Origin of the sequence: Pseudofulvimonas gallinarii, assembly GCF_004343305.1 — a bacterium.
In the GTDB taxonomy this organism is placed as follows: domain Bacteria; phylum Pseudomonadota; class Gammaproteobacteria; order Xanthomonadales; family UBA2363; genus Pseudofulvimonas; species Pseudofulvimonas gallinarii.
This window is the reverse complement of record NZ_SMAF01000002.1, coordinates 51,742-70,962: the sequence shown is the minus strand read 5'-3', so window position 1 is coordinate 70,962 and position 19,221 is coordinate 51,742. Positions and strand designations below refer to the sequence as shown.

The following is a 19,221-nucleotide window of genomic DNA, read 5'->3' as shown; positions in this document are numbered from 1 at the left end:
GCCGCCGCGGTTCCTGCGCACCAATCACAAGCTGGAGCACTTGAATGAAGATGACCGCCCCAACCGGCCGCACACTGCGGCATGCCGCTGTCGCCATGGCCGCCTGCGTCCTGGCCACGCCCACTTTCGCGAATGCGCTGCCGGACGGCATTGCGCCGGATGAATGGCAGCAGGTGGAAGCGGCTCTGCGCGCCGAAAACGGCCTGCCGCCGCCTGCCTCGTTTCTGCCTGCCTCCGAGGCGACGGCCGGCATCACCGACGTCCACGGGCTGGTTCGCACCCATGTCGTGGTCGGTGACTTCAGCGACCTTCCGGCGCAGGGCGAAAATGGCCCCGAGTTCGGTTACAGCATCGCCGCGGACGGCGACTGGCTGGCGGTTGGCGCGCCCGGCACGCGCTGGACCCATGCCACCCACGGCACCGCCGACCACGGCGCCGTGTTCCTGTTCCATCGCAGTGGCGGTGGCTGGACACTGCACCAGCGCATCACCGTGACGAATTCACCGGCGGGATCGCGCTGCGGCCATGCGGTCGCGCTGCGGATGCCCTACGTCGCCTTCGGCTGCCCGGAAACGGACAACGCCTCCGGCACCCAGCGGCCCGGCTGGACACGGGTATGGCGACAGGCGGACACGATGGGGCAGTTCGCGGCGTCAAGCGGTCACCCGGGCTATGCCGATGGCCGATGCGGATTCTCCCTGGCGATGACGCGCAACTATCTGGCCGTCGGTTGTCCGACCGCACTGCGCGCCAGCGACAGCCTCGAAACCGGCAGTGTCGTCATCCACCGTCGCAACGACCTGACCGGTGTGTTCGGGGCCGAGGAGACACTGGCGCCATCGGGCAATTTCGCCGGCGCCCGCTTCGGTCACGCCGTGGCCATGTTCGAATCACCCTCGCCGGGATTCCCGCCGCTGACCGTGCGGCTGGCGGTCGGCGCGCCGAACCGCGTCTATGTCGGCGATGTCCTGCCCAGCGGTGCGGTCTACATGTATTCGCGTCCGCTCAACACGGCGGACTGGTCGCTGACCACTGGCCTGACACTGGCCTCGGCGAGCAACCACCTGCTTTCCGGCTTTGGCACGGCGCTGGCGATGAACCGGACGCAGCTTGTGGTCGGTGCTCCAAACAATGCCGTCGCCGGCAGTGGACTGCCCGGCCCGGGCACCGCGCACCGCTACCAACTCGACGAGGTGACGTCCGGCTGGGCTGCGATGGAAGTCGGCAATGCGGTCAACCTGCCGGACGGATTCCACGGCGGCATGCGTTTCGGCGGCGCGGTGGCCATCGGATTCGACAGCTTGATTGCCATCGGTGCACCGCGAACGGGCGGTACGTTCACGGGCGGTGCCGCCGCGGACGAGGTCGGGCTGGTCGAGTTGCGCCGTTCCAGTGAAGGTTATTCGGTGAATGGCTACCAGGGTGAAGTCCGGCCCGCCCCACTGGGTGCGCTTGCGCTGGACGAAGGCCACCTGGGGCACAGCCTGGCGTTCAGTGTCAACGAGCGGCGGATGTTCGTCGGTTACCCGCGCACGGGGATCACGCTCGCGGGAGCGGGGCGGCGCGGAGCAGTCTGGGTCTATCAGGACGACCGGATCTTCGCCGACGGCTTCCAGTTGCCGTAAGCGTCGACTCTGCCGTGTGGATGACGGCTCCGGTACGCGCCTCATCCACTGCTGCACACCTCCACCATCGGGATTGAAGGAGGTCGGCCAGAAGGCATACTGCTTTCGGGCCGCTGCGCCAACCGGGGAACCGCCCGTTGCTGACAGCCATCCGGCAGCGCGTCCGCGACGCTTGCCCGACGCCGTGGTCACCGCGCCCAGCAAGCCGGGGTCGCCGGTACGCATCGAAACCAGCAACCCGAGGCGCCGCCAGCTGCGATCGGCGGTTCGCCTCGGCGCAGGCGCGGCGAGACCGCCCGTCTGGTGCTTTCCCTCGCCGCTGGAAGCGGGAAGAATGGCGGTCCCCGGAATCGTACGGGTGACACCGCATCGGATCGGCGCCCGCCGTCGGTCCCGTTCCCGCCGCCGACCTGATCGCAACCCATGAACGCGCCCGCTGTTGAAGACCACCACGCCGTCCGCTTTGCCGGCATCGAACGCCTGTACGGTGCCGGCAGCGTCGCCCGGCTCGGTCGTGCGCATGTCTGCGTCGTGGGCGTGGGCGGCGTGGGCTCCTGGCTGGTGGAAGCGCTGGCCCGCTCGGCGGTGGGAGCGCTGACGCTGATCGACGGCGACGATGTCTGCCTGAGCAACACCAATCGCCAGTTGCCGGCGCTGATGGGCAACTACGGTCGCCCCAAGGTGGAGGTGCTGGCCGAGCGCGCGCGCGCGATCAATCCCGACATCCAGGTCAATGCGCTCGAGCAGTTCCTCACGCCGTCAAACCTGGACGACCTGCTGGGCCGTGGTTACGAGCTGGTACTGGATGCCTGCGATGCGTTTCGCGTCAAGCTGGAAACCGTCGCCTGGTGCAAGCGCAACCGGCAACCACTGATCGTCTGCGGTTCGGCCGGCGGTCGCGCCGATCCCACCGCCATCACCGTGCGCGACCTGTCAAAGACGGAACACGACGCGATGCTGTCGCTGATCCGCAAGAAGCTGCGCCAGGACTTCGGCTTCGCCCGCAATCCCAAGCGCAGCTTCGGCATTCCCGCCGTGTTCTCGCTGGAGAACGTGCGTTACCCGCAGCCCGACGGAACCGTCTGCGGCTTGCGGCCCACTTCCGGCGACGCGATGCGCCTGGATTGCGATGCCAGCCTCGGCGCGGCGACGCACGTCACCGCCGCCTTCGGCATGGCCATTGCCGGCCGGGCCATCGAGCGGCTGCTGCAGCCGCTCGCGCCGTCTGCCTGACGACGAACCGTTACGGGCAGCGCAGACCGAACAGCCGGTTCGCGTTGGCGGTCGTGGCATCGGCCACGTCCGCGCTGGACTCGCCGCGCAGTGCGGCGACCGTGGCGAGCACGTCCACGAGGCGGGCGGGCTCGTTTCGGCGGCCCTGGTGACCATGCAGCGGCTGGTCGGGGCTGTCGGTTTCCAGCAGCAGCCATTCGATCGGCATCTCGGCGACGATGCCGCGCAGGCGATTGGCGCGCGGGTAGGTGACCGGTCCGCCAATGCCCACGTGGAAGCCCAGCTTCCATAGCGCCTCGGCCTGTTCGCGACTGCCGGAGAAGCTGTGCACGACGCCGCGCAGCCCACCGATGCGGCGTAGGGCCGCGGTGACTTCGTCCAGTGCCTTGCGCGCATGGAGGATCACCGGCAGGTCGAAGTCGCGCGCCAGTTCCAGTTGGGCGACGAAGAACCGCATCTGCGCTGCGCGATCCAGTCCTTCGACCCAGAAATCCAGGCCGCATTCGCCGACCGCGACGGCACGCTCCTTCAGGAGCCAGTTGCGCAAGTCGTCGAGATGTTCGACACGGTGCCGATCGAGGAACAGGGGATGCAGTCCGTAGGCCGGATGCAGGTCGGCGTGCGTCTGGCAAAGGTTGCGCAATACCGGCCAGCTGTCGGCATCGACCGCCGGCAGGACCTGGGCGACGACGCCGGCCTCGCGCGCTCGGCGAAGCGCTCCCTCGCGGTCCCCGTCGAACTCGGTGGCGTCGAGATGGCAATGGCTGTCGATGATCTGCACGTCCATGCCGGGCATGATCGCATGCAGTGGCCTGCTAAGCTTTCCGCCGGTTGTTGGAGACGATGATGCGAGGACTGGTGTTCGGTCGCTATGCGGCCTTCGTTCTGGTGGTGGTGATGACCGTGCTGGCAGTATGGGTGGCGTGGTCGACGCGGCACTGGGCGGCAGGGTTCTGGCTGGCGGCTTCGCTGGCGCTGGTTGTCCTGGGCATCCACGACATGCTGCAGAAGCGCCGCGCGGTGCTGCGCAACTATCCGCTGCTGGGGCATTTCCGCTACTTGTTCGAAAGCGTGCGCCCGGAGCTCCGCCAGTACCTGATCGAGGGTGATCACGATGAGCTGCCGTTCTCGCGGCAACAGCGCGCGATCGTCTACCAGCGCGCCAAGCAGGAGCTGGACAAGCGTCCGTTCGGCACGCAATACAACACCTACGATTCCGACTACGAGTGGATCAACCACTCGCTGCAGCCGACCACCATTCCCGACCATGATTTCCGCGTCCGCGTTGGTGCGAACCGCGAGCAACCGTACTCCTGCAGCGTGTTCAACATCTCGGCGATGAGTTTCGGTTCGCTGTCGGCGAACGCGATCCTGGCGCTCAACGAAGGTGCGCGTCGCGGCGGCTTCTACCACGACACCGGCGAAGGTTCGATCTCCCGCCACCATCGCGTGCATGGAGGTGACCTGGTCTGGGAGATCGGTTCGGGCTACTTCGGCTGCCGGACGGAGGACGGGCGCTTCGACGCCGAGCGTTTCCGCGTCCAGGCGCGCGAGCCGCAGGTGAAGATGATCGAGCTCAAGCTCAGCCAGGGCGCGAAGCCGGGGCAGGGCGGCATCCTGCCCGGGCCGAAGGTGACGCCGGAAATCGCCGAGGCGCGCGGCGTGCCGGTTGGTGTCGACTGCCTCTCGCCGGCCGCCCATTCGAGTTTCTCGACGCCGACCGGCCTGCTGGAATTCATCACGCAGTTGCGCGAACTGTCCGGTGGCAAACCGACCGGCTTCAAGCTCGCCATCGGGCATCCGTGGGAGTGGTTCGCCGTCGCCAAGGCGATGCTGGAAACCGGCCTGCTGCCTGACTTCATCGTCGTCGATGGCGGAGAAGGCGGCACCGGTGCGGCGCCACTGGAGTTCACCGACCATGTCGGAGTGCCGATGCGCGAGGCGCTGATCCTGGTGCACAACACGCTGGTCGGCTGTGGCCTGCGCGACCGCGTGCGCATCGCCGTCGCCGGCAAGATCGTCACCGCTTTCGACCTCGCCCGGGCGCTGGCTCTGGGCGCCGACTGGTGCAATGCCGCGCGCGGTTTCATGTTCGCCCTAGGCTGCATCCAGTCGCAGAGTTGCCACACCGGCAAGTGCCCGACCGGCGTCGCCACCCAGGACCCGCTGCGCCAGCGCGGCCTGGACGTGCCCGACAAGGCCACGCGCGTGCACCGCTTCCAGCAGAACACGCTGGTCGCCCTGCGCGAATTGCTGGAAGCGGCCGGCCTGCACCATCCGGCGGAACTGGGGCCCGAGCACATCATCCGCCGCCTGTCGCCGTTCCAGGTGCGTTCGATGGCGCGCAACTACGCCTGGCTGGAGCCGGGCGAACTGCTGGACGGAGGCGTCAGCGACCATCCGGTGTTCCAGCGCTTCTGGCCGCTGGCTCGCGCCAACAGCTTCGCGCCGGCCGAACTGATGGGCGCCAGTCGACTGCGTTGAGTTGGGCGATCCTGCCGTTTTGCTTCTGGCCGTATAAGCGAAACGCAGACGGGCCGGCCATCCCGTCCTGCCGACAATCAATCGTCGATGCTTTCGTGCACGCCGGCGGCGCCCAGGCGCCAGTAGCCGGCAGCCTTGACACGGCGCGGGTTCATTCCGCGCGTGTCCACCAGGTGCTGGCGCAACGCACGTGCCTGGCGGCTTTCGCAGGCGAGCCAGGCAAAGCCGTCGCCGGATGGCAGGGACAACGCGGCCAGGGCGTCGGCCAGCACCGTCGAGGTACCGGCGGCGGTGCCGTTGCGATGGCACCACTGTACCTGCAGCGACGCCGGTTGAATCGCCCCGGCTTCTGTAGACACCCCGAAGCCTCAAATTGATTGCCGCTTTTCGAACTCTACCGGAGGCAGGCCATCGTTGTGCCCGTGCTGCCTGCGGGTGTTGTAGAACATCTCGATGTAGTTGAAGACGTCGGCCTTGGCCTCGTCCCGGGTAGCGTAGATCCGGCGCCTGATGCGCTCGCGCTTGAGGAGCTGGAAGAAGCTTTCGGCGACCGCGTTGTCATGGCAGTTGCCGCGGCGGCTCATGCTGCTGACCAGGCCGTGGGCTGTCAGGAAATCCTGCCAATCGTGGCCGGTGTATTGCGGTCCCTGATCGGAGTGAATGAGCAGTCCGGCGGGCGGCTTGCGGCGCCACACCGTCATCATCAACGCCTGCAGCACCAGGTCGGTGTGCAGGGTCGATCCCATCGCCCAGCCGACGATCTTCCGGGAGAACAGGTCCATGACCGCCGCCAGGTACAGCCAGCCTTCGTGGGTGCGGATGTAGGTGATGTCGGTGACCCAGGCACGATTGGCGGCTACGGGGTCGAACTGCCGTGCCAGATGGTTGTCTGCGACCACGGCCGGCTTGCCTCCGCGCATGCCGGGTCGGCGGCGATAACCAACTTGCGCCCGCAAGCCTTCGCCACGCATCAGCCGGGCCACCCGGTGCTTGCCGCAGCGCTCGCCCAGATCACGCAAGTCGCGGGCAACCTTGCGGTAGCCGTACACGCTCCCGCTCTCCAGCCAGGACTGCTTGATCAGGCCCAGTACGCGCCGATCGTCCTTGGCCCGTGCCGACAGCGGTGCCCGACGCCAGGCGTAGTAGCCGCTGGGGTGCACGCCCAACACCCGGCACATGCTGCGCACCTGGAACTCCCGTTCGTGGTCGCGCATGAAGGCGTACTTCACCCGGACTGCTTGGCAAAGTACGCCGCGGCTTTTTTTAGAATGTCGCGCTCCTCCGTGACCCGGCGAAGCTCCGACTTGAGCCGGCGCAACTCGTCCGCCTGGTCCGCCGTCGCTGCCCGCTCGGGCCCGTACCGACCGTACTGCTTCCGCCACGTGTAGAGGCTGTGGATCGACACCCCCAGCCGATCGGCCACCTCTGCCACCGAGTGGCCGCGGTCCGTCACCTGCCTGACCGCTTCAACCTTGAACTCTTCCGTGTACCGCTTGCTGCTCATGGACACTCCTGCTGCTGCCGTGGATTATGGCTGCAAGGTGTCTACGAAACACGGGGCGATTCAGCCTGGCGGAGAAGGGACATGGCCATTGCATCCTCCCGTATGCGGATCCCGTCGATCCGCGGTCACCCTAGCGGCGGTTTTGCCGGCTGACCCTTGTACGTTTGGGCACAAGGTGTGTGCGTCTGCAACAACCCGTTCCCTGACCTGCCATCGGAAACGCAAACGGCGCGGGCTTTCGCCGCGCGCCGTTCGATGGTGCGGGGCGGCGCAAGGTGCGCCGCCGCTGCGCTCAATTGCCCTTGTGGATGGCGCGCTTGTCGACCGACAGGGCGGCTTCGTGCACGGCTTCCGACAGCGTCGGGTGGGCGTGGACGATGCGGGCCAGGTCCTCGGACGAACCCTTGAACTCCATCGCCACCACGCATTCGGCGATCAGCTCCGAAACCACCGGGCCGACCATGTGCACGCCGAGGATGCGGTCGGTTTCAGCGTGCGCCAGCATCTTCACCTGGCCGGCCGTTTCGTTCATGGCGACGGCGCGGCCGATGGCGGCGAACGGGAAGGTGCCGACGCGGTAGGGGATGCCGGCGTCCTTGAGTTCCTTTTCGGTCTTGCCGACCCAGGCGATTTCCGGCTCGGTGTAGATGACCCAGGGAATCGTGTCGAGGTTGACGTGGCCGGGCAGGCCGGCGATCAGTTCGGCGACGGCGATGCCTTCCTCGCTGCCCTTGTGCGCCAGCATCGGGCCGCGTACGCAGTCACCGACGGCCCAGACGCCTTCGACGCCGGTGTAGCAGTGCTCGTCGACGACGACGCGGCCACGCTCGTCCAGCTGCACGCCGGTGCCTTCGGCCAGCAGACCCTTCGTCGCGGCACGACGACCCACGGCGACCAGCAGGCGGTCGACCACCAGCGTCTGTTCGCCCTCCTTGTCCGTGTAGGTGACTTCGACGGCCTTCTTCTTGACCTCGGCCTTCGACACCTTGGCGCCGAGCTTGATGGCCAGGCCCTGCTTGTCGAACTCGCGGCGCGCGATCTTGGCGATGTCGGCATCGGCGGCGCCGAGGAAGCTGTCCATCGCTTCCAGGACGGTGACATCGGCGCCAAGACGCTTCCAGACGCTGCCCAGCTCCAGGCCGATGACACCGGCGCCGATCACGCCCAGGCGCTTCGGGGTGTCCTGGAAGTCCAGCGCACCGGCGTTGTCGACGATGTATTCGCCGTCGAAGGCCATGCCCGGCAGCTCGATGGGCACCGAGCCGGCGGCGAGGATGATGTTGGTGCCGGTGACTTCGCTGGTCGAGCCGTCCGGTGTGGTCACGATGACCTTGCGGCCGGCCTGCAGCTGGCCGAAGCCTGCGATGGCGGTGACCTTGTTGGCCTTGAACAACTGCGCGATGCCGCCGGTGAATTGTTTGACGATCCTGTCCTTGCGGCCCACCATGGTGCCGACATCGATGGCCGGCTTCTGCGCGCTGATGCCGTGGTCCTTGAAGCCATGCACCAGGTTGTGGAACTGCTTGGACGAATCCAGCAGCGCTTTCGACGGAATGCAGCCGACGTTGAGGCAGGTGCCGCCGAGGGCGGGCTTTCCGTCCTTGCCGATGAAGTTGTCGATGCAGGCGGTCTTCAGGCCGAGCTGGGCGGCGCGGATGGCGGCGACATAGCCGGCCGGACCGGCTCCGATGACAACGACGTCGAAATGTTGGCTCATGGTGGCTTCCAGGCAATGACGGGGATTCAGCGCGGCCTGCTCCAGGCCGGTTCCGCCGCGACCGTCGTCACGCTGTGCCCGAACGCCTCCGGCGGACCCGTCCGGAAGCGCCGTTGGAGCGGTCCGGTTGCAGGTTCGCGATCGGCACTGGGTGCGATCCCGACGGCCTCGTGCCTGGCCGGACATCGTCCGGGCCGGGCGCGTGGCGTGGCGCGTATTGTCCCACAGCCGGCCGCGACATGAGCCGCCGTGCAGCGGCCGCGTTTGCCATGTGGTCATCGCTGCGGGTGTGGTCGCTGGCTGGCGCACGCCGTCAGGCCCTCGGCCGGGCCACAGATCCGCGCCGGCCGGGTCGCGCCGCGGACGGAATCGGGAAACGTCGCTTGGACGGGACGCCGCTGCGGGAGATCGAAACCGGTTGCCGCTGGCGTTGCCCTGGATCGTTTTCAGCCGCGGCGAAGCAGGACAAGCGTTGCGCCGGTGCCGCCGTCCTGCGGCCGCGCCGAGGCGAAGGCGAGGACGTGCCCGTGCTGCCGCAGCAGGCCATCGACCATTGCCTTGAGCACCGGGCCTTCCGGTGAGCGCAGGCCCTTGCCATGGATGACGCGGACGCAGCGGTGGCCGAGGTCGGCGGCCTCGGCGAGGAACTCGCGCAGGATGCGGCGGGCGTCGCGCTGGCGCAGGTGATGCAGGTCGATTTCGTCCTGGACGGCGAAGGTGCCGCTCTTCAGGCGGCGCAGCAGACGCGGGTCATGGCCGTCACGCAGGTAGGACAGCACCTCGCCGATCTCGCTGGCGAGGGGGCCGGTCGGCTCGTCGAGCAGTTCGTCGAGCACGCGTGCCTCGTCGGCAAGGAACTGCCGCGGCACCGGCCTGGGTGGCCGGGCGCGCTGGTCGCTGCGCTCGTCCACCGGCCGCAACGGGCGGATGTCGCCGATGGACTGCCGGAACAGGTCGACGTCATCCGCCGTCGCGGAGGGCGCCGGCGCCGGTTTGCCACGGCGGCTGCGTGTTCGGTTGCCGTTTCGCTGGTCGCGCATGGTGCTTGCTATAGTTGTGCTCCTGTTGTGTTTGCGCAAGCCCATGCACGTATTGATCAGCAACGACGATGGCGTCGATGCGCCCGGCATCCGCGTCCTGGCTGAAACGCTCGGCCGCCTCGGCCGGGTGACGATCTTCGCCCCCGACCGCGACCGCTCCGGCGCGAGCAACTCGCTGACGCTGGACCAGCCCATCCGCGTCACCGAGATCGAGCCGGGCATCCATCGCGTTGCCGGCACGCCGACGGACTGCGTGCACCTGGCGCTCTGCGGCCTGCTCGACGATGACCCGGACCTCGTCGTCTCGGGCATCAACAACGCCGCCAATCTCGGCGACGACGTGATCTATTCCGGTACCGTCGCCGCGGCGATGGAAGGGCGCTACCTCGGCCTGCCGGCCATTGCCGTCTCACTGTGCAGCCGCGACCACCAGCCCGAGAATTTCCCGAGCGCGGCGCGCGCGGTGATGCAGCTGATGGAACGGCTGCTCGTCGATCCGCTGCCGGCCGACACCATCCTCAACGTCAACGTGCCCGACCTGCCGTGGGAAGAGATCCGCGGCTTCGAGGTCACGCGCCTTGGGCATCGCCATCGTGCCGAACCCAGCGTCGAGCAGTTCGACCCGCGCGGCCGTCGCGTGTACTGGATCGGTCCGGCTGGCCCGGAACAGGATGCCGGCCCGGGTACCGACTTCGATGCCGTGCGCCGTGGCTTCGTGTCGGTGACGCCGATCCACGTCGACCTCACGCGCTACCAGGCGATGGAAAAGGTCGCCAGCTGGATCGGCCGCCTGGGCGACAACGCCGGAAAGGCCGGGGCATGAGCCTGACCCTGCGGCCGCGCCTCGACGACCACGGGCTGGGCCTGACCGGCCAGCGCGCGCGCGACCGCCTGATCCAGCGCCTGCAGGCCGAAGGCATCCGCGATCCGCGCGTGCTCGAGGTGATGCGCATGGTGCCACGGCACCTGTTCGTGGACGAGGCCATTGCCGGTCGCGCCTACGAGGACAACGCACTGCCGATCGGCAGCGGCCAGACCATCTCGCAGCCTTACATCGTCGCGAAGATGACCGAATCGCTGATCGAGCCGGGCATTCCCGCGCGCGCGCTGGAGATCGGCACCGGCTCGGGCTACCAGGCCGCCGTGCTGGCGGCGCTGGGCATCGAGGTGTTCACCATCGAACGCATGGAGCCGCTGCTGCGGCAGGCGCGCCGCCGATTCCGCCAGCTCGGCCTGGAAGGCGTGCGCAGCCGCCATGACGATGGCCGCCTCGGCTGGCCCGATGCGTCGCCATTCCCGGCGATCATGGTCACCGCCGCCGCATCGCGCGTGGAACCGGCATGGCTGGAGCAGCTGGCCGAAGGCGGGCTCATGCTGGCGCCGGTCGGCGAGGCCGGCGGCGTGCAGCGCCTGCGTCGCATCCAGCGCGTGCAGGGCGAATTCGTCGACACCGACCTGGGTGCGGTGAGTTTCGTGCCCGTGTTGCCGGGAATCGTGTGATGGCGCGTCGCCTTGCAGGAATGATCGCCGTCACGCTGTTGCTGTCCGGCTGCATCGTCACCCGGACCGAAGTGGTCCGCGTGCGCCATGCCGGAGACTCCGCGTCACCGGCGGGTGGCCAGGGCACATCCACCGCGTCGGCAGCGGGGACGCATGTCGTCAGCCGCGGCGACACCCTGTACAGCATCGCCTTCCGTGCCGGCGTGGACTGGCGCGATGTCGCCGCCATCAACGGCCTGGCACCGCCGTACACGATCTACCCGGGCCAGCGACTGCGGCTGTCGCGCGGCGGTGAAACCGCGCAGGTCGCCCATGCCGAACCGCTGCAGCCGGGCGCGGTGGAAACGCGGCCGCTGGGTGAATCGGCAGCGCCGGCCTCGGCACGTCCGCCGGCCTCGACGGCCGGCATCCAGCCGGCACCGCCTGCGGCGTCCGCCCCCGTCAATGCACCCGCGAGCGCACCGCCGCCGGCGCCAGCGACGACCGCGCCGGTCACGACGGCACCGGTCGCCGCGACGCCGCCCGCCTCGAATCCGCCGCCGGCCACCGCGCCGTCTGCACCGGTCACTGCGCCGCCCGCGACGCCCGCGCCCGCATCGACGCCAGCGCCGGCGCCGGCAGGCAATGCCGCCACCAACAATGCCGGCGGCGTGCGCTGGCGCTGGCCGACGCAGGGCGAACTGATCCAGCGTTTCACTGGCAACGACCTGACGCGGCCGGGCATCGCCATCGCCGGCCAGAGCGGCCAGGCCGTGGTCGCCGCTGCCGACGGCGAGGTGGTGTATTCCGGTTCCGGCCTGCGCGGTTATGGCGAGCTGATCATCATCAAGCATTCGCCCGAGTTCCTCAGCGCCTACGGCCACAACCGCAAGCGCCTGGTGAACGAAGGACAGCAGGTGCGCGCCGGCCAGCCGATCGCCGAGCTCGGACGCACCGGGACCGATCGCGACAAGCTGCATTTCGAGATCCGTCGTGGCGGCCGCCCCGTCGATCCGCTGCAGTTCCTGCCGCGCCAGTGATGTGACGGCGGCCTGGACACGGCTGGACTGGCCGGACGGCGATTTCCGTCTCGCACCGTCCTTCTGGTCGACAGCCGAATCCGACGATCTGCTCGCGGCACTCGATGCCCTGCCGGACTGGCGGCAGCATCGCGTCCGCCTGTTCGGTCGCGACGTGCCGTCGCCGCGCCTTTCCGCCTGGTATGGCGATGCCGGCACCGGATACCGCTATTCCGGGCACTACCACGAACCGCTGCCCTGGCCGCCGCTGCTGCAGCGCCTGCGCGAACGGATCGCCGCGACGACCGGCCATCGCTTCAATGCCGTCCTCGCCAACCGCTATCGTGACGGCGGTGATGCGATGGGCTGGCACAGCGACAACGAACCCGAACTCGGGGCGCGGCCGGTGATCGCGTCGGCGAGTTTCGGCGGCGTGCGGCGTTTCCTGCTGCGCCATCGCGACAGTGGCCGGCGCGAAGCGCTCGACCTCGGCCACGGCTCGCTGTTGCTGATGGCCGGGGACAGCCAGCGCTGCTGGCAGCACGCCGTGCCGCGAACGCGGCGCGCCATCGGGCTGCGCATCAATCTCACTTTCCGACTGATCCAACCGCCATGACCACGCCGGACCATTCGCCGCTCGGCCGCGAGACCACCTATCCGCGCCAGTACGACGCCCGCCTGCTGTTCCCGATCCCGCGTTCGGCGCAGCGCGAGATACTGGGTTTCAGCGACGGCCTGCCATTCCATGGCGAAGACATCTGGACCGCCTACGAGCTGTCCTGGCTCGATGCCCGTGGGCGCCCGCAGGTCGCCATCGCGACGTTCCGCCTGCCGGCCGATTCGCCATGCATCATCGAATCGAAGTCGCTGAAGCTGTACCTCAACGGATTCGCCTTTGAAAAGTTCCCGACGGTGGATGACCTGCGCGCCATCATTGCGCGCGATCTGTCCCATGCCAGCGGCGCGACGGTCGAGGTGGTGATCGACGCCGCTGCGGCGATGTCGCGGATGACGGCCTTCGCGGAACTGGAAGGCGAGTGCATCGACGGGCTTGAAGTCAGCCTGGCGCCCGTTGCGGATATCGACCCGTCGAGCCTGGCCGCGGCGACGACGGAAGCCGCGCACGAAGAGCTCCTGGTCAGCCGCCTGTTCCGTTCCAACTGCCCGGTGACAGGACAGCCGGACTGGGCCGACGTGCAGGTGCGCGCTCGTGGTGTCGCCATCGACCGGGCCGGCCTGCTGCGCTATCTGGTTTCGTTCCGGCAGCACCAGGGCTTCCACGAGCATTGCGTGGAACGCATCTTCAGCGACGTGCTCCGGTACTGCGCGCCGGCGGCACTGACTGTCTATGCCCGCTTCACCCGCCGCGGCGGCCTGGACATCAATCCCTGGCGCAGCAACGACGCGCATTTTCCCGCGCCGGCGAACATCCGCACGCCGCGGCAATAACGCCGGCAGCGTTGCTTTCCGTCCGGCCTGATGTGGTGGATGGCCGGATTTGATCCTTGTCTTGCGTTTCATGAGGGGACTGGCTGCCGGACAGCCGCCCACGAAAGCGAGACACGCATGAAACCCATGATGTTGAACCCTTCCGTTCCGGCCGGTGCACGGCCGTTGTTCGGCGCCGCCTGCCTGTTGCTGGGTCTGCTGCCGGCACTGGCACAGGCGCGCAGCCAGGTGCCGGCCCTGCCGACACCGGCGACCGCGCCCCTCGCGGTGGACTACGGCGAGGCCACCCCGCCGACAAACCGGGCGCCGATGGCGCTGTATACCGTCGGCCCGCATGCCAACTGCGATTTCAGCCAGCTGCAGCCGGCGATCGATGCCGCCGCCAGCGGTGACACCATCCGCGTCGCCCGCAGCAGCGCCTACCTGGGCAGTACCTACGACATCTGGGGCAAGAGCCTGACCATCGAGGGCGGTGTCGATACCTGCGATCTGTCGGAAACACCCAATGGCCATACCGACCTGGATGCCAATGGCGTGGCCACATCCGGTCGCCTGATCGACATCTGGGAGTCCTTAAACCCACCGGCGCTGATGCAGGTGACGCTGAAAAACCTGCGTATCCGTCGCGGCGGTGCTGGCGGCATCACGGTAGAAGGCCAACTCGGTCGACTGGCCGTATCGTTGGAGAATGTGACACTCCAGCTCAACAATTCCGCCACCCGTGGTGGCGGCATCTATGTCCGCGCCGTTGGCGCGACCATCAGCAACGCCACCACCGCGCCGCTGTTGACGGTGGACAACACCAGTATCCTGATCGACAACAGCAGCAGTTCGTTCGGCGGTGGCATCGCCTGCGAATCGACGCTGGACCCCACCTCGCGGACCATGGTGCGGGTCGGCTCGGCGTTGATCTTCCGCAACTCGGCACAGGACGGTGGCGGCCTGGCCAATCTTGGATGCCACAACATGTTTCTATACACCGGCTCGCCCATTGTCCTGATCCTTCCTTCGGGCGGCTTCTATCTCAACACCGCCAGCGGGAACGGCGGCGCCATCTATGCAGCCGGCGGCTCCACCCGCGTTCGCGGCGCCAGTTTCTTGGGCATGGGTGAGGTCAATCACGCCGCCATCCTCAGCGGCAACACTGCCGGCAACGGCGGTGCCGTCTATGCCACTGGCGCATCGACACAGGTCGAACTGATCAGCACCGTGGTCGTCGGCAACAGCGCCGACAACGATGGTGGTGGCGTGTTGCTGCTCGACGGTGCCGAGCTGGTGATGCGCCCGTTGTACGATGATGAGCCGGCCTGCCTGCCGGCACAGGTCGGTGGCGGCGTCTCCGCGCAGCCACGCTGCAGCGTCTTCCGCGACAACGAGGCCGGCGGCTTCGGTGGCGCGCTGCGCCTGCTCAATGGTGCCACCGCCAACGTGGTCCGAACCGCGTTCCATGACAACGCGGGCAACAGCTCGTGGGGCGGCGCCGCGGTCGCGGTCAACACCAACAACACCGTCGTGCAGGAGGCGTCGACTTTGAGTATCGAAGGTGCGCTCATCACCGGCAATGCCAGTACTGCCATCGTCTATGCCGGCAACCGGGCACGGGTGCAGCTGCGCTGGAGCACCATCGCCGGCAATACCGCCGATGTGATCGGCCGGATGTGGTCGCCGTCCGGTGTTACCGGGCGGTTCGATTTCCTGGGCAGCATCGTCTACGACAACGGCGGCGCCGAACTGATCGCCACCGACGGCGATGGTTCGATCGCCTACGCCGACTGTGTCATCGGGCCGCAACCCGTCGCCGAAACCGGATTGACCAGCAACAGTTACTACCGTTTCATCGATCCACTGTTTGTCAACGCCGCCGATGGCGACTACCGGCTGGCAGCGGGATCCCCGGGCATCGACTTCTGTGACGATGTGTACGGGCCGACCACCACCGACCTGGACGGCAACGAGCGCGGTGAGACCTGGACCGGTCCGCCTCCGGGCGCCAATCCCGACCTGGGGCCCTTCGACCTGGGCGCCTGGGAAGCGAAGTACAGCGACGTGATCTTCGCCAACGGCTTCGAGTAAGCCGCGGCACAGGCGTGGCAGCCCACAAAGGGCTGCCACGCCCCTGCAACGCAAAGAGCGGTCACCGCACAGTCACCGCCCCGTGCTCTTGCAGGCGGGTAGCTTGCTGCCCGCTGCGGCCGCCAGGCCGCTGTCGAACCCCCTGCACACTGCAACCCCGTCTTGCTCGCGCAGGCGGGCATCCAGCGACCCGCCGAAACCTTTCCGCAGCAGATGCGCGCCGGCCATGCCGCGAACCGCGCCGATCCCGCAACGCCACTGGATACCCGCCTGCGCGGGTGTGACGAGTGATGATGGCGCCGTCACCACATGCAACCCCGACAAAGAGCGTGTGCAGCAAGCCGCACATACGAACTATCCACGCTACGGGGTCGCCGTGCGTTCGCCTTCGCGGATTGTCCATGCCAGCAACTGCGTGCTGAGCTCGGCGGTGGCCGCTTCCAGCGCCTGCACCGCGGCCTGCGCCGAGTCGTCGCGCACCGCCACCCGCGACCGGAACGGTGCCTGGGCGAGGTTGCGCCGGCTGCCGGCGTCGACGAGTCGTGCCTGCACGGCGATCACCGCTTCGCTCTGGCTGCCGTGGTGTTCGATCTGGAAGGCCACCAGGTCGGTCGCCAGCACACGTTGCGCCAGCGTGCCGCTGGGATGGCGCACCACGACACCGATGCGACCGTCGGCTTCAAAGGTGCGCAACCACAGGTCCTGCAGCAGCGCCGGCGCGCTTTCATTCCAGCGCGCGCCGGCAAAGGCCAGGCGTTCGTTGGCATCGGGGGCCACCACCAGGCGGTCACTGGCGAGCAGGCCCAACGCATGCGGCTCGTCGATCGCCAGCTGCCAGTCGACAGGTGCCGCCGCCGCTGCCGTTTGTGCAGGCGGCGGATTGAGGGTGAATACGGTGAACTGGCTGCGCGGGCCGGTGATCGCCGAGCAGGCGCCCAGCAAGGTGCACAGCGTCGCGACGAGGGCAGGGCGGATCATTTCGGCGTGTACTCCCGGGGCCGTTCGCGGCCGAGCAGGTAACCGGAGGGGTTGTCGCGCAGTTCGCGGGTGATCGCCTGCAAGGTGACCAGCACCGCGCGCAGCTCCGCCATCACCTGCGTCAGCTCGCCCAGTCCGTTCTGCGCAAAGTTGTCGATGGCGCCGCGGTTGCCGGTCAACAGGGCTTCGAGTTCACTGGCGGCGCTGCCGAGCGAGGCCAGTGCCTCACGCGCCTCGCCGTCGATCAGGCCGCGGGTATCGGCAATCGTGCGCTCCAGGGTCTGCACGGTCGAGCGCACTTCGGCCAGCGTCTGTGCCAGCTCGGTGGCCGAGCGTGCGCCGTCGCGAAGCAACACACCGATGGCGTCACCTTCGGCGGCGACGGCGCTGGTGAACTGGTTCAGCCCTTCGATGGCGCCGGCGATGCGCTCGGCGTTTTCGTCGCTGAGGATGGACGACACCCGCTGCAGCACCTCGTTGACCGTCACCACGATGTCGGCGCCGGATTCGAACAGTTTGGCCAGGTCCGACGGCTGCGCGCGGATGACCGCGAACTGCCGGCCCGGTCGCGGCTGCAGGCGTGACGCCTCGACGGTGCCGCCGCTGAGCTGGATGAAGGCCACGCCGGTCACGCCAAGATAGCCCAGCTTGGCCTCGGTGTCGGTCTTGATCGGGCTGCCACCGCGGACGCGTATGCGGGCGATGACGCGGCCGGGATTGACGCGGCTGAGGCGCAGGCTCTGCACTTCACCGATCTGGATGCCGTTGTATTGCACCGGGCTGCCCTTGGCCAGTCCGGTGACGGCTTCCTGGAAATACACCTCGTAGAGGTCGAACTCGCGGTCCAGGCTGTGCTTGCCGAGCCAGAGCACGGCGAGCAGGGCGAGCGAGGCGATGCCCAGCACGAAGGCGCCGATCAGGACGTAGTGGCCGCGGGTTTCCATAGGATGGACACTCTAGCAGGGCACCGGCTGGCGACGGCAGCGGGCGGGCCTTCCACACAAGTTGTCCACAGGCTGGGCACAGGTTTGTTGAATGGCTTGAGACGGCCCGGGCGTATATCGTGGACGACCTGATCCGCCGCTCCCGACCATGCCAAGCTCGCTGTCCTACCACGCCGACCGTCCCGCGCCCGACAACGTCGAATCGCTGCGCGTCCCGCCCCATTCCATCGAAGCCGAGCAGGCCGTGCTCGGCGGCCTGATGCTGTCCGGCCAGGCCTGGGACCGCGTCGCCGACAAGCTGAGCGAGGAGGACTTCTACCGGCACGAGCACAAGCTCATCTTCCGTGCCATCGGCGAGCTGTCGGGCAAGAACATGCCCTGCGATGCCGTGACGCTGGGCGAGTGGTTCGAGCACAACGGCACCTCCGACCTGGTCGGCGGCGTCGCCTATGTGGTCGAGCTGGCCAATTCGACGCCCTCGGCCGCCAACATCGAGGCCTACGCGCAGATCGTCCGCGAGAAGTCGGTGCTGCGCCAGCTCATCGACGCCGGCACCGAGATCGCCGGCGACGGCTTCAATCCCAAGGGCCGGACCACGCCGGAACTGATCGAGTCGGCCGAACAGAAGGTCTTCCGCATCGCCGAATCCGGCAGCCGCGGCAGCCGCCAGTTCGTGCGCGTCAAGGATGCGGCCCGCGAGGCGGTGCAGCTGCTGCACGACCGCGCCGGCAGCGACAGCCCGATCACCGGCCTGGCCACCGGTTTCACCGATTTCGACCACATGACCTCCGGCCTGCAGCCGGGCGACCTGGTGATCCTTGCCGCGCGCCCGTCGATGGGCAAGACCGCGCTCTCGGTGAACATGGCCGAGTACGCAGCCATCCGCGAGAAGAAGGCGGTGGCGATCTTCTCGATGGAAATGTCGGCGGTGCAGCTGACTTTCCGCCTGCTGTCCTCGCTGGGCCGCATCAACCAGCAGAACCTGCGTTCGGGCAAGCTGGAGGAAGAGGAATGGCCGCGCGTCACCTCGGCGATCTCGCTGCTGGCCGACGCCAGGATCTTCATCGACGACACGCCCGGCCTGTCGCCGACGGAGCTGCGCGCGCGCGCGCGTCGCCTGAAGCGCAGCAACGACCTGGGCCTGATCGTCATCGACTACCTGCAGCTGATGACGGTACCGGGCAACAAGGAGAACCGCGCCACCGAGATCTCTGAGATCAGCCGTTCGCTGAAGGCGCTGGCGAAGGAACTGTCGGTGCCGGTGATCGCGCTGTCGCAGCTCAACCGTTCGCTGGAGCAGCGCCAGGACAAGCGTCCGCAGATGTCCGACCTGCGCGAATCCGGCGCAATCGAGCAGGACGCCGACCTGATCGTCTTCATCTACCGCGACGAGTACTACAACAAGGAATCGCCGGACAAGGGCGTGGCCGAAGTCATCATCGGCAAGCAGCGTAACGGTCCGACCGGCACAGTGAAACTGACCTTCCGCGGCCAGTACACCAAGTTCGAGAGCCACGTCGGCGAGGATGGTGGCTACTACTGACCGCCGCCGGTAGCGCCGTGCTCCCTGGAAAATTGCCCATGCGCGCCCGACCGGTGGACGCGGGACCGACGGGCGGGCCTGACACGCGCCGCCGTCATGCCCGACAATGACGCACCGCAACCGGGGCCTGCTC

General features: G+C 68.0%; 17 protein-coding genes. 10 read left to right on the top strand and 7 right to left on the bottom strand.

Annotation, left to right across the window (positions count from 1 at the left end):
- Positions 1-44 precede the first annotated feature (44 nt).
- Positions 45-1,625, top strand: coding sequence for a hypothetical protein (locus EDC25_RS01970; RefSeq protein ID WP_123520822.1), 1,581 nt, complete (start codon positions 45-47; stop codon positions 1,623-1,625).
- 423 nt (positions 1,626-2,048) lie between these two features.
- The gene (locus EDC25_RS01965) at positions 2,049-2,858 is read left to right on the top strand and encodes a tRNA threonylcarbamoyladenosine dehydratase (RefSeq protein ID WP_123520821.1); all 810 of its coding nucleotides are present in this window, start codon (positions 2,049-2,051) and stop codon (positions 2,856-2,858) included.
- 10 nt (positions 2,859-2,868) lie between these two features.
- Here EDC25_RS01965 and EDC25_RS01960 read toward each other — a convergent pair whose 3' ends face one another.
- Complete coding sequence (locus tag EDC25_RS01960) at positions 2,869-3,639, bottom strand: TatD family hydrolase (RefSeq protein WP_123520865.1); 771 nt, start codon at positions 3,637-3,639, stop codon at positions 2,869-2,871.
- Positions 3,640-3,704: 65 nt separating this feature from the next.
- Between EDC25_RS01960 and EDC25_RS01955 the strand changes: the two genes are divergently transcribed.
- A complete protein-coding gene (locus tag EDC25_RS01955; protein WP_164483878.1) occupies positions 3,705-5,342 on the top strand; it encodes an FMN-binding glutamate synthase family protein in 1,638 nt (545 codons plus the stop codon).
- 77 nt (positions 5,343-5,419) lie between these two features.
- On the opposite strand, the gene EDC25_RS01950 is transcribed toward EDC25_RS01955, so the two are convergent.
- From EDC25_RS01950 to EDC25_RS01935, 4 genes are all read right to left on the bottom strand, one after another.
- Positions 5,420-5,701, bottom strand: coding sequence for a siderophore-interacting protein (locus EDC25_RS01950; RefSeq protein ID WP_123520820.1), 282 nt, complete (start codon positions 5,699-5,701; stop codon positions 5,420-5,422).
- 9 nt (positions 5,702-5,710) lie between these two features.
- Positions 5,711-6,846 (bottom strand): IS3 family transposase gene (locus EDC25_RS01945; protein ID WP_123520819.1). Its coding sequence is split into 2 segments (ribosomal slippage): positions 5,711-6,609 and positions 6,609-6,846, totalling 1,137 coding nucleotides; the frame shifts between segments, so codons are not numbered across the junction.
- A 292-nt stretch (positions 6,847-7,138) separates the two neighbouring features.
- Positions 7,139-8,563, bottom strand: a complete 1,425-nt coding sequence (gene lpdA, locus EDC25_RS01940) for a dihydrolipoyl dehydrogenase (protein WP_123520818.1) — start codon at positions 8,561-8,563, stop codon at positions 7,139-7,141.
- A gap of 446 nt (positions 8,564-9,009) precedes the next feature.
- On the bottom strand, positions 9,010-9,603 hold the full coding sequence (locus tag EDC25_RS01935) for a Smr/MutS family protein (protein ID WP_123520817.1): 594 nt from the start codon (positions 9,601-9,603) through the stop codon (positions 9,010-9,012).
- Positions 9,604-9,646: 43 nt separating this feature from the next.
- Between EDC25_RS01935 and surE the strand changes: the two genes are divergently transcribed.
- The 6 genes from surE to EDC25_RS01905 all read left to right on the top strand — a co-directional run bounded on the left by surE (position 9,647) and on the right by EDC25_RS01905 (position 15,623).
- Entirely contained in the window at positions 9,647-10,426 is a 780-nt protein-coding gene (surE, locus tag EDC25_RS01930) for a 5'/3'-nucleotidase SurE (protein ID WP_123520816.1), read from the top strand.
- The gene (locus EDC25_RS01925; protein WP_123520815.1) at positions 10,423-11,103 is read left to right on the top strand and encodes a protein-L-isoaspartate(D-aspartate) O-methyltransferase; all 681 of its coding nucleotides are present in this window, start codon (positions 10,423-10,425) and stop codon (positions 11,101-11,103) included. The genes surE and EDC25_RS01925 overlap by 4 nt, the downstream gene beginning before the upstream one ends.
- Positions 11,103-12,122, top strand: coding sequence for a peptidoglycan DD-metalloendopeptidase family protein (locus EDC25_RS01920; RefSeq protein ID WP_207905696.1), 1,020 nt, complete (start codon positions 11,103-11,105; stop codon positions 12,120-12,122). Before EDC25_RS01925 ends, EDC25_RS01920 begins: the two co-directional genes overlap by 1 nt.
- A 22-nt stretch (positions 12,123-12,144) precedes the next feature.
- The gene (locus EDC25_RS01915; RefSeq protein WP_205984858.1) at positions 12,145-12,717 is read left to right on the top strand and encodes an alpha-ketoglutarate-dependent dioxygenase AlkB family protein; all 573 of its coding nucleotides are present in this window, start codon (positions 12,145-12,147) and stop codon (positions 12,715-12,717) included.
- Positions 12,714-13,550: an NADPH-dependent 7-cyano-7-deazaguanine reductase QueF gene (queF, locus tag EDC25_RS01910; protein ID WP_123520950.1), complete on the top strand. Its 837-nt coding sequence runs from the start codon at positions 12,714-12,716 to the stop codon at positions 13,548-13,550. The genes EDC25_RS01915 and queF overlap by 4 nt, the downstream gene beginning before the upstream one ends.
- A gap of 129 nt (positions 13,551-13,679) precedes the next feature.
- Positions 13,680-15,623, top strand: coding sequence for an autotransporter outer membrane beta-barrel domain-containing protein (locus tag EDC25_RS01905; RefSeq protein WP_132577185.1), 1,944 nt, complete (start codon positions 13,680-13,682; stop codon positions 15,621-15,623).
- A 363-nt stretch (positions 15,624-15,986) separates the two neighbouring features.
- Here the strand turns inward: EDC25_RS01905 and EDC25_RS01900 are convergent, their stop codons facing one another.
- On the bottom strand, positions 15,987-16,601 hold the full coding sequence (locus tag EDC25_RS01900; RefSeq protein ID WP_123520953.1) for an ABC-type transport auxiliary lipoprotein family protein: 615 nt from the start codon (positions 16,599-16,601) through the stop codon (positions 15,987-15,989).
- The gene (locus tag EDC25_RS01895; protein WP_123520954.1) at positions 16,598-17,545 is read right to left on the bottom strand and encodes an MlaD family protein; all 948 of its coding nucleotides are present in this window, start codon (positions 17,543-17,545) and stop codon (positions 16,598-16,600) included. Before EDC25_RS01895 ends, EDC25_RS01900 begins: the two co-directional genes overlap by 4 nt.
- A 148-nt stretch (positions 17,546-17,693) precedes the next feature.
- Between EDC25_RS01895 and dnaB the strand changes: the two genes are divergently transcribed.
- A complete protein-coding gene (dnaB, locus tag EDC25_RS01890; protein WP_123520955.1) occupies positions 17,694-19,088 on the top strand; it encodes a replicative DNA helicase in 1,395 nt (464 codons plus the stop codon).
- Positions 19,089-19,221 lie beyond the last annotated feature (133 nt).

Bases quoted from the DNA above. Each gene is read 5' to 3' on its own strand.
- EDC25_RS01900 (WP_123520953.1), bottom strand. From the start codon at position 16,601: ATGATCCGCCCTGCCCTCGTCGCGACGCTGTGCACCTTGCTGGGCGCC.
- EDC25_RS01965 (WP_123520821.1), top strand. From the start codon at position 2,049: ATGAACGCGCCCGCTGTTGAAGACCACCACGCCGTCCGCTTTGCCGGC.
- EDC25_RS01970 (WP_123520822.1), top strand. From the start codon at position 45: ATGAAGATGACCGCCCCAACCGGCCGCACACTGCGGCATGCCGCTGTC.
- EDC25_RS01920 (WP_207905696.1), top strand. From the start codon at position 11,103: ATGGCGCGTCGCCTTGCAGGAATGATCGCCGTCACGCTGTTGCTGTCC.
- lpdA (WP_123520818.1), bottom strand. From the start codon at position 8,563: ATGAGCCAACATTTCGACGTCGTTGTCATCGGAGCCGGTCCGGCCGGC.
- EDC25_RS01925 (WP_123520815.1), top strand. From the start codon at position 10,423: ATGAGCCTGACCCTGCGGCCGCGCCTCGACGACCACGGGCTGGGCCTG.
- EDC25_RS01895 (WP_123520954.1), bottom strand. From the start codon at position 17,545: ATGGAAACCCGCGGCCACTACGTCCTGATCGGCGCCTTCGTGCTGGGC.
- surE (WP_123520816.1), top strand. From the start codon at position 9,647: ATGCACGTATTGATCAGCAACGACGATGGCGTCGATGCGCCCGGCATC.
- queF (WP_123520950.1), top strand. From the start codon at position 12,714: ATGACCACGCCGGACCATTCGCCGCTCGGCCGCGAGACCACCTATCCG.
- EDC25_RS01955 (WP_164483878.1), top strand. From the start codon at position 3,705: ATGCGAGGACTGGTGTTCGGTCGCTATGCGGCCTTCGTTCTGGTGGTG.
- EDC25_RS01935 (WP_123520817.1), bottom strand. From the start codon at position 9,603: ATGCGCGACCAGCGAAACGGCAACCGAACACGCAGCCGCCGTGGCAAA.
- EDC25_RS01905 (WP_132577185.1), top strand. From the start codon at position 13,680: ATGTTGAACCCTTCCGTTCCGGCCGGTGCACGGCCGTTGTTCGGCGCC.
- dnaB (WP_123520955.1), top strand. From the start codon at position 17,694: ATGCCAAGCTCGCTGTCCTACCACGCCGACCGTCCCGCGCCCGACAAC.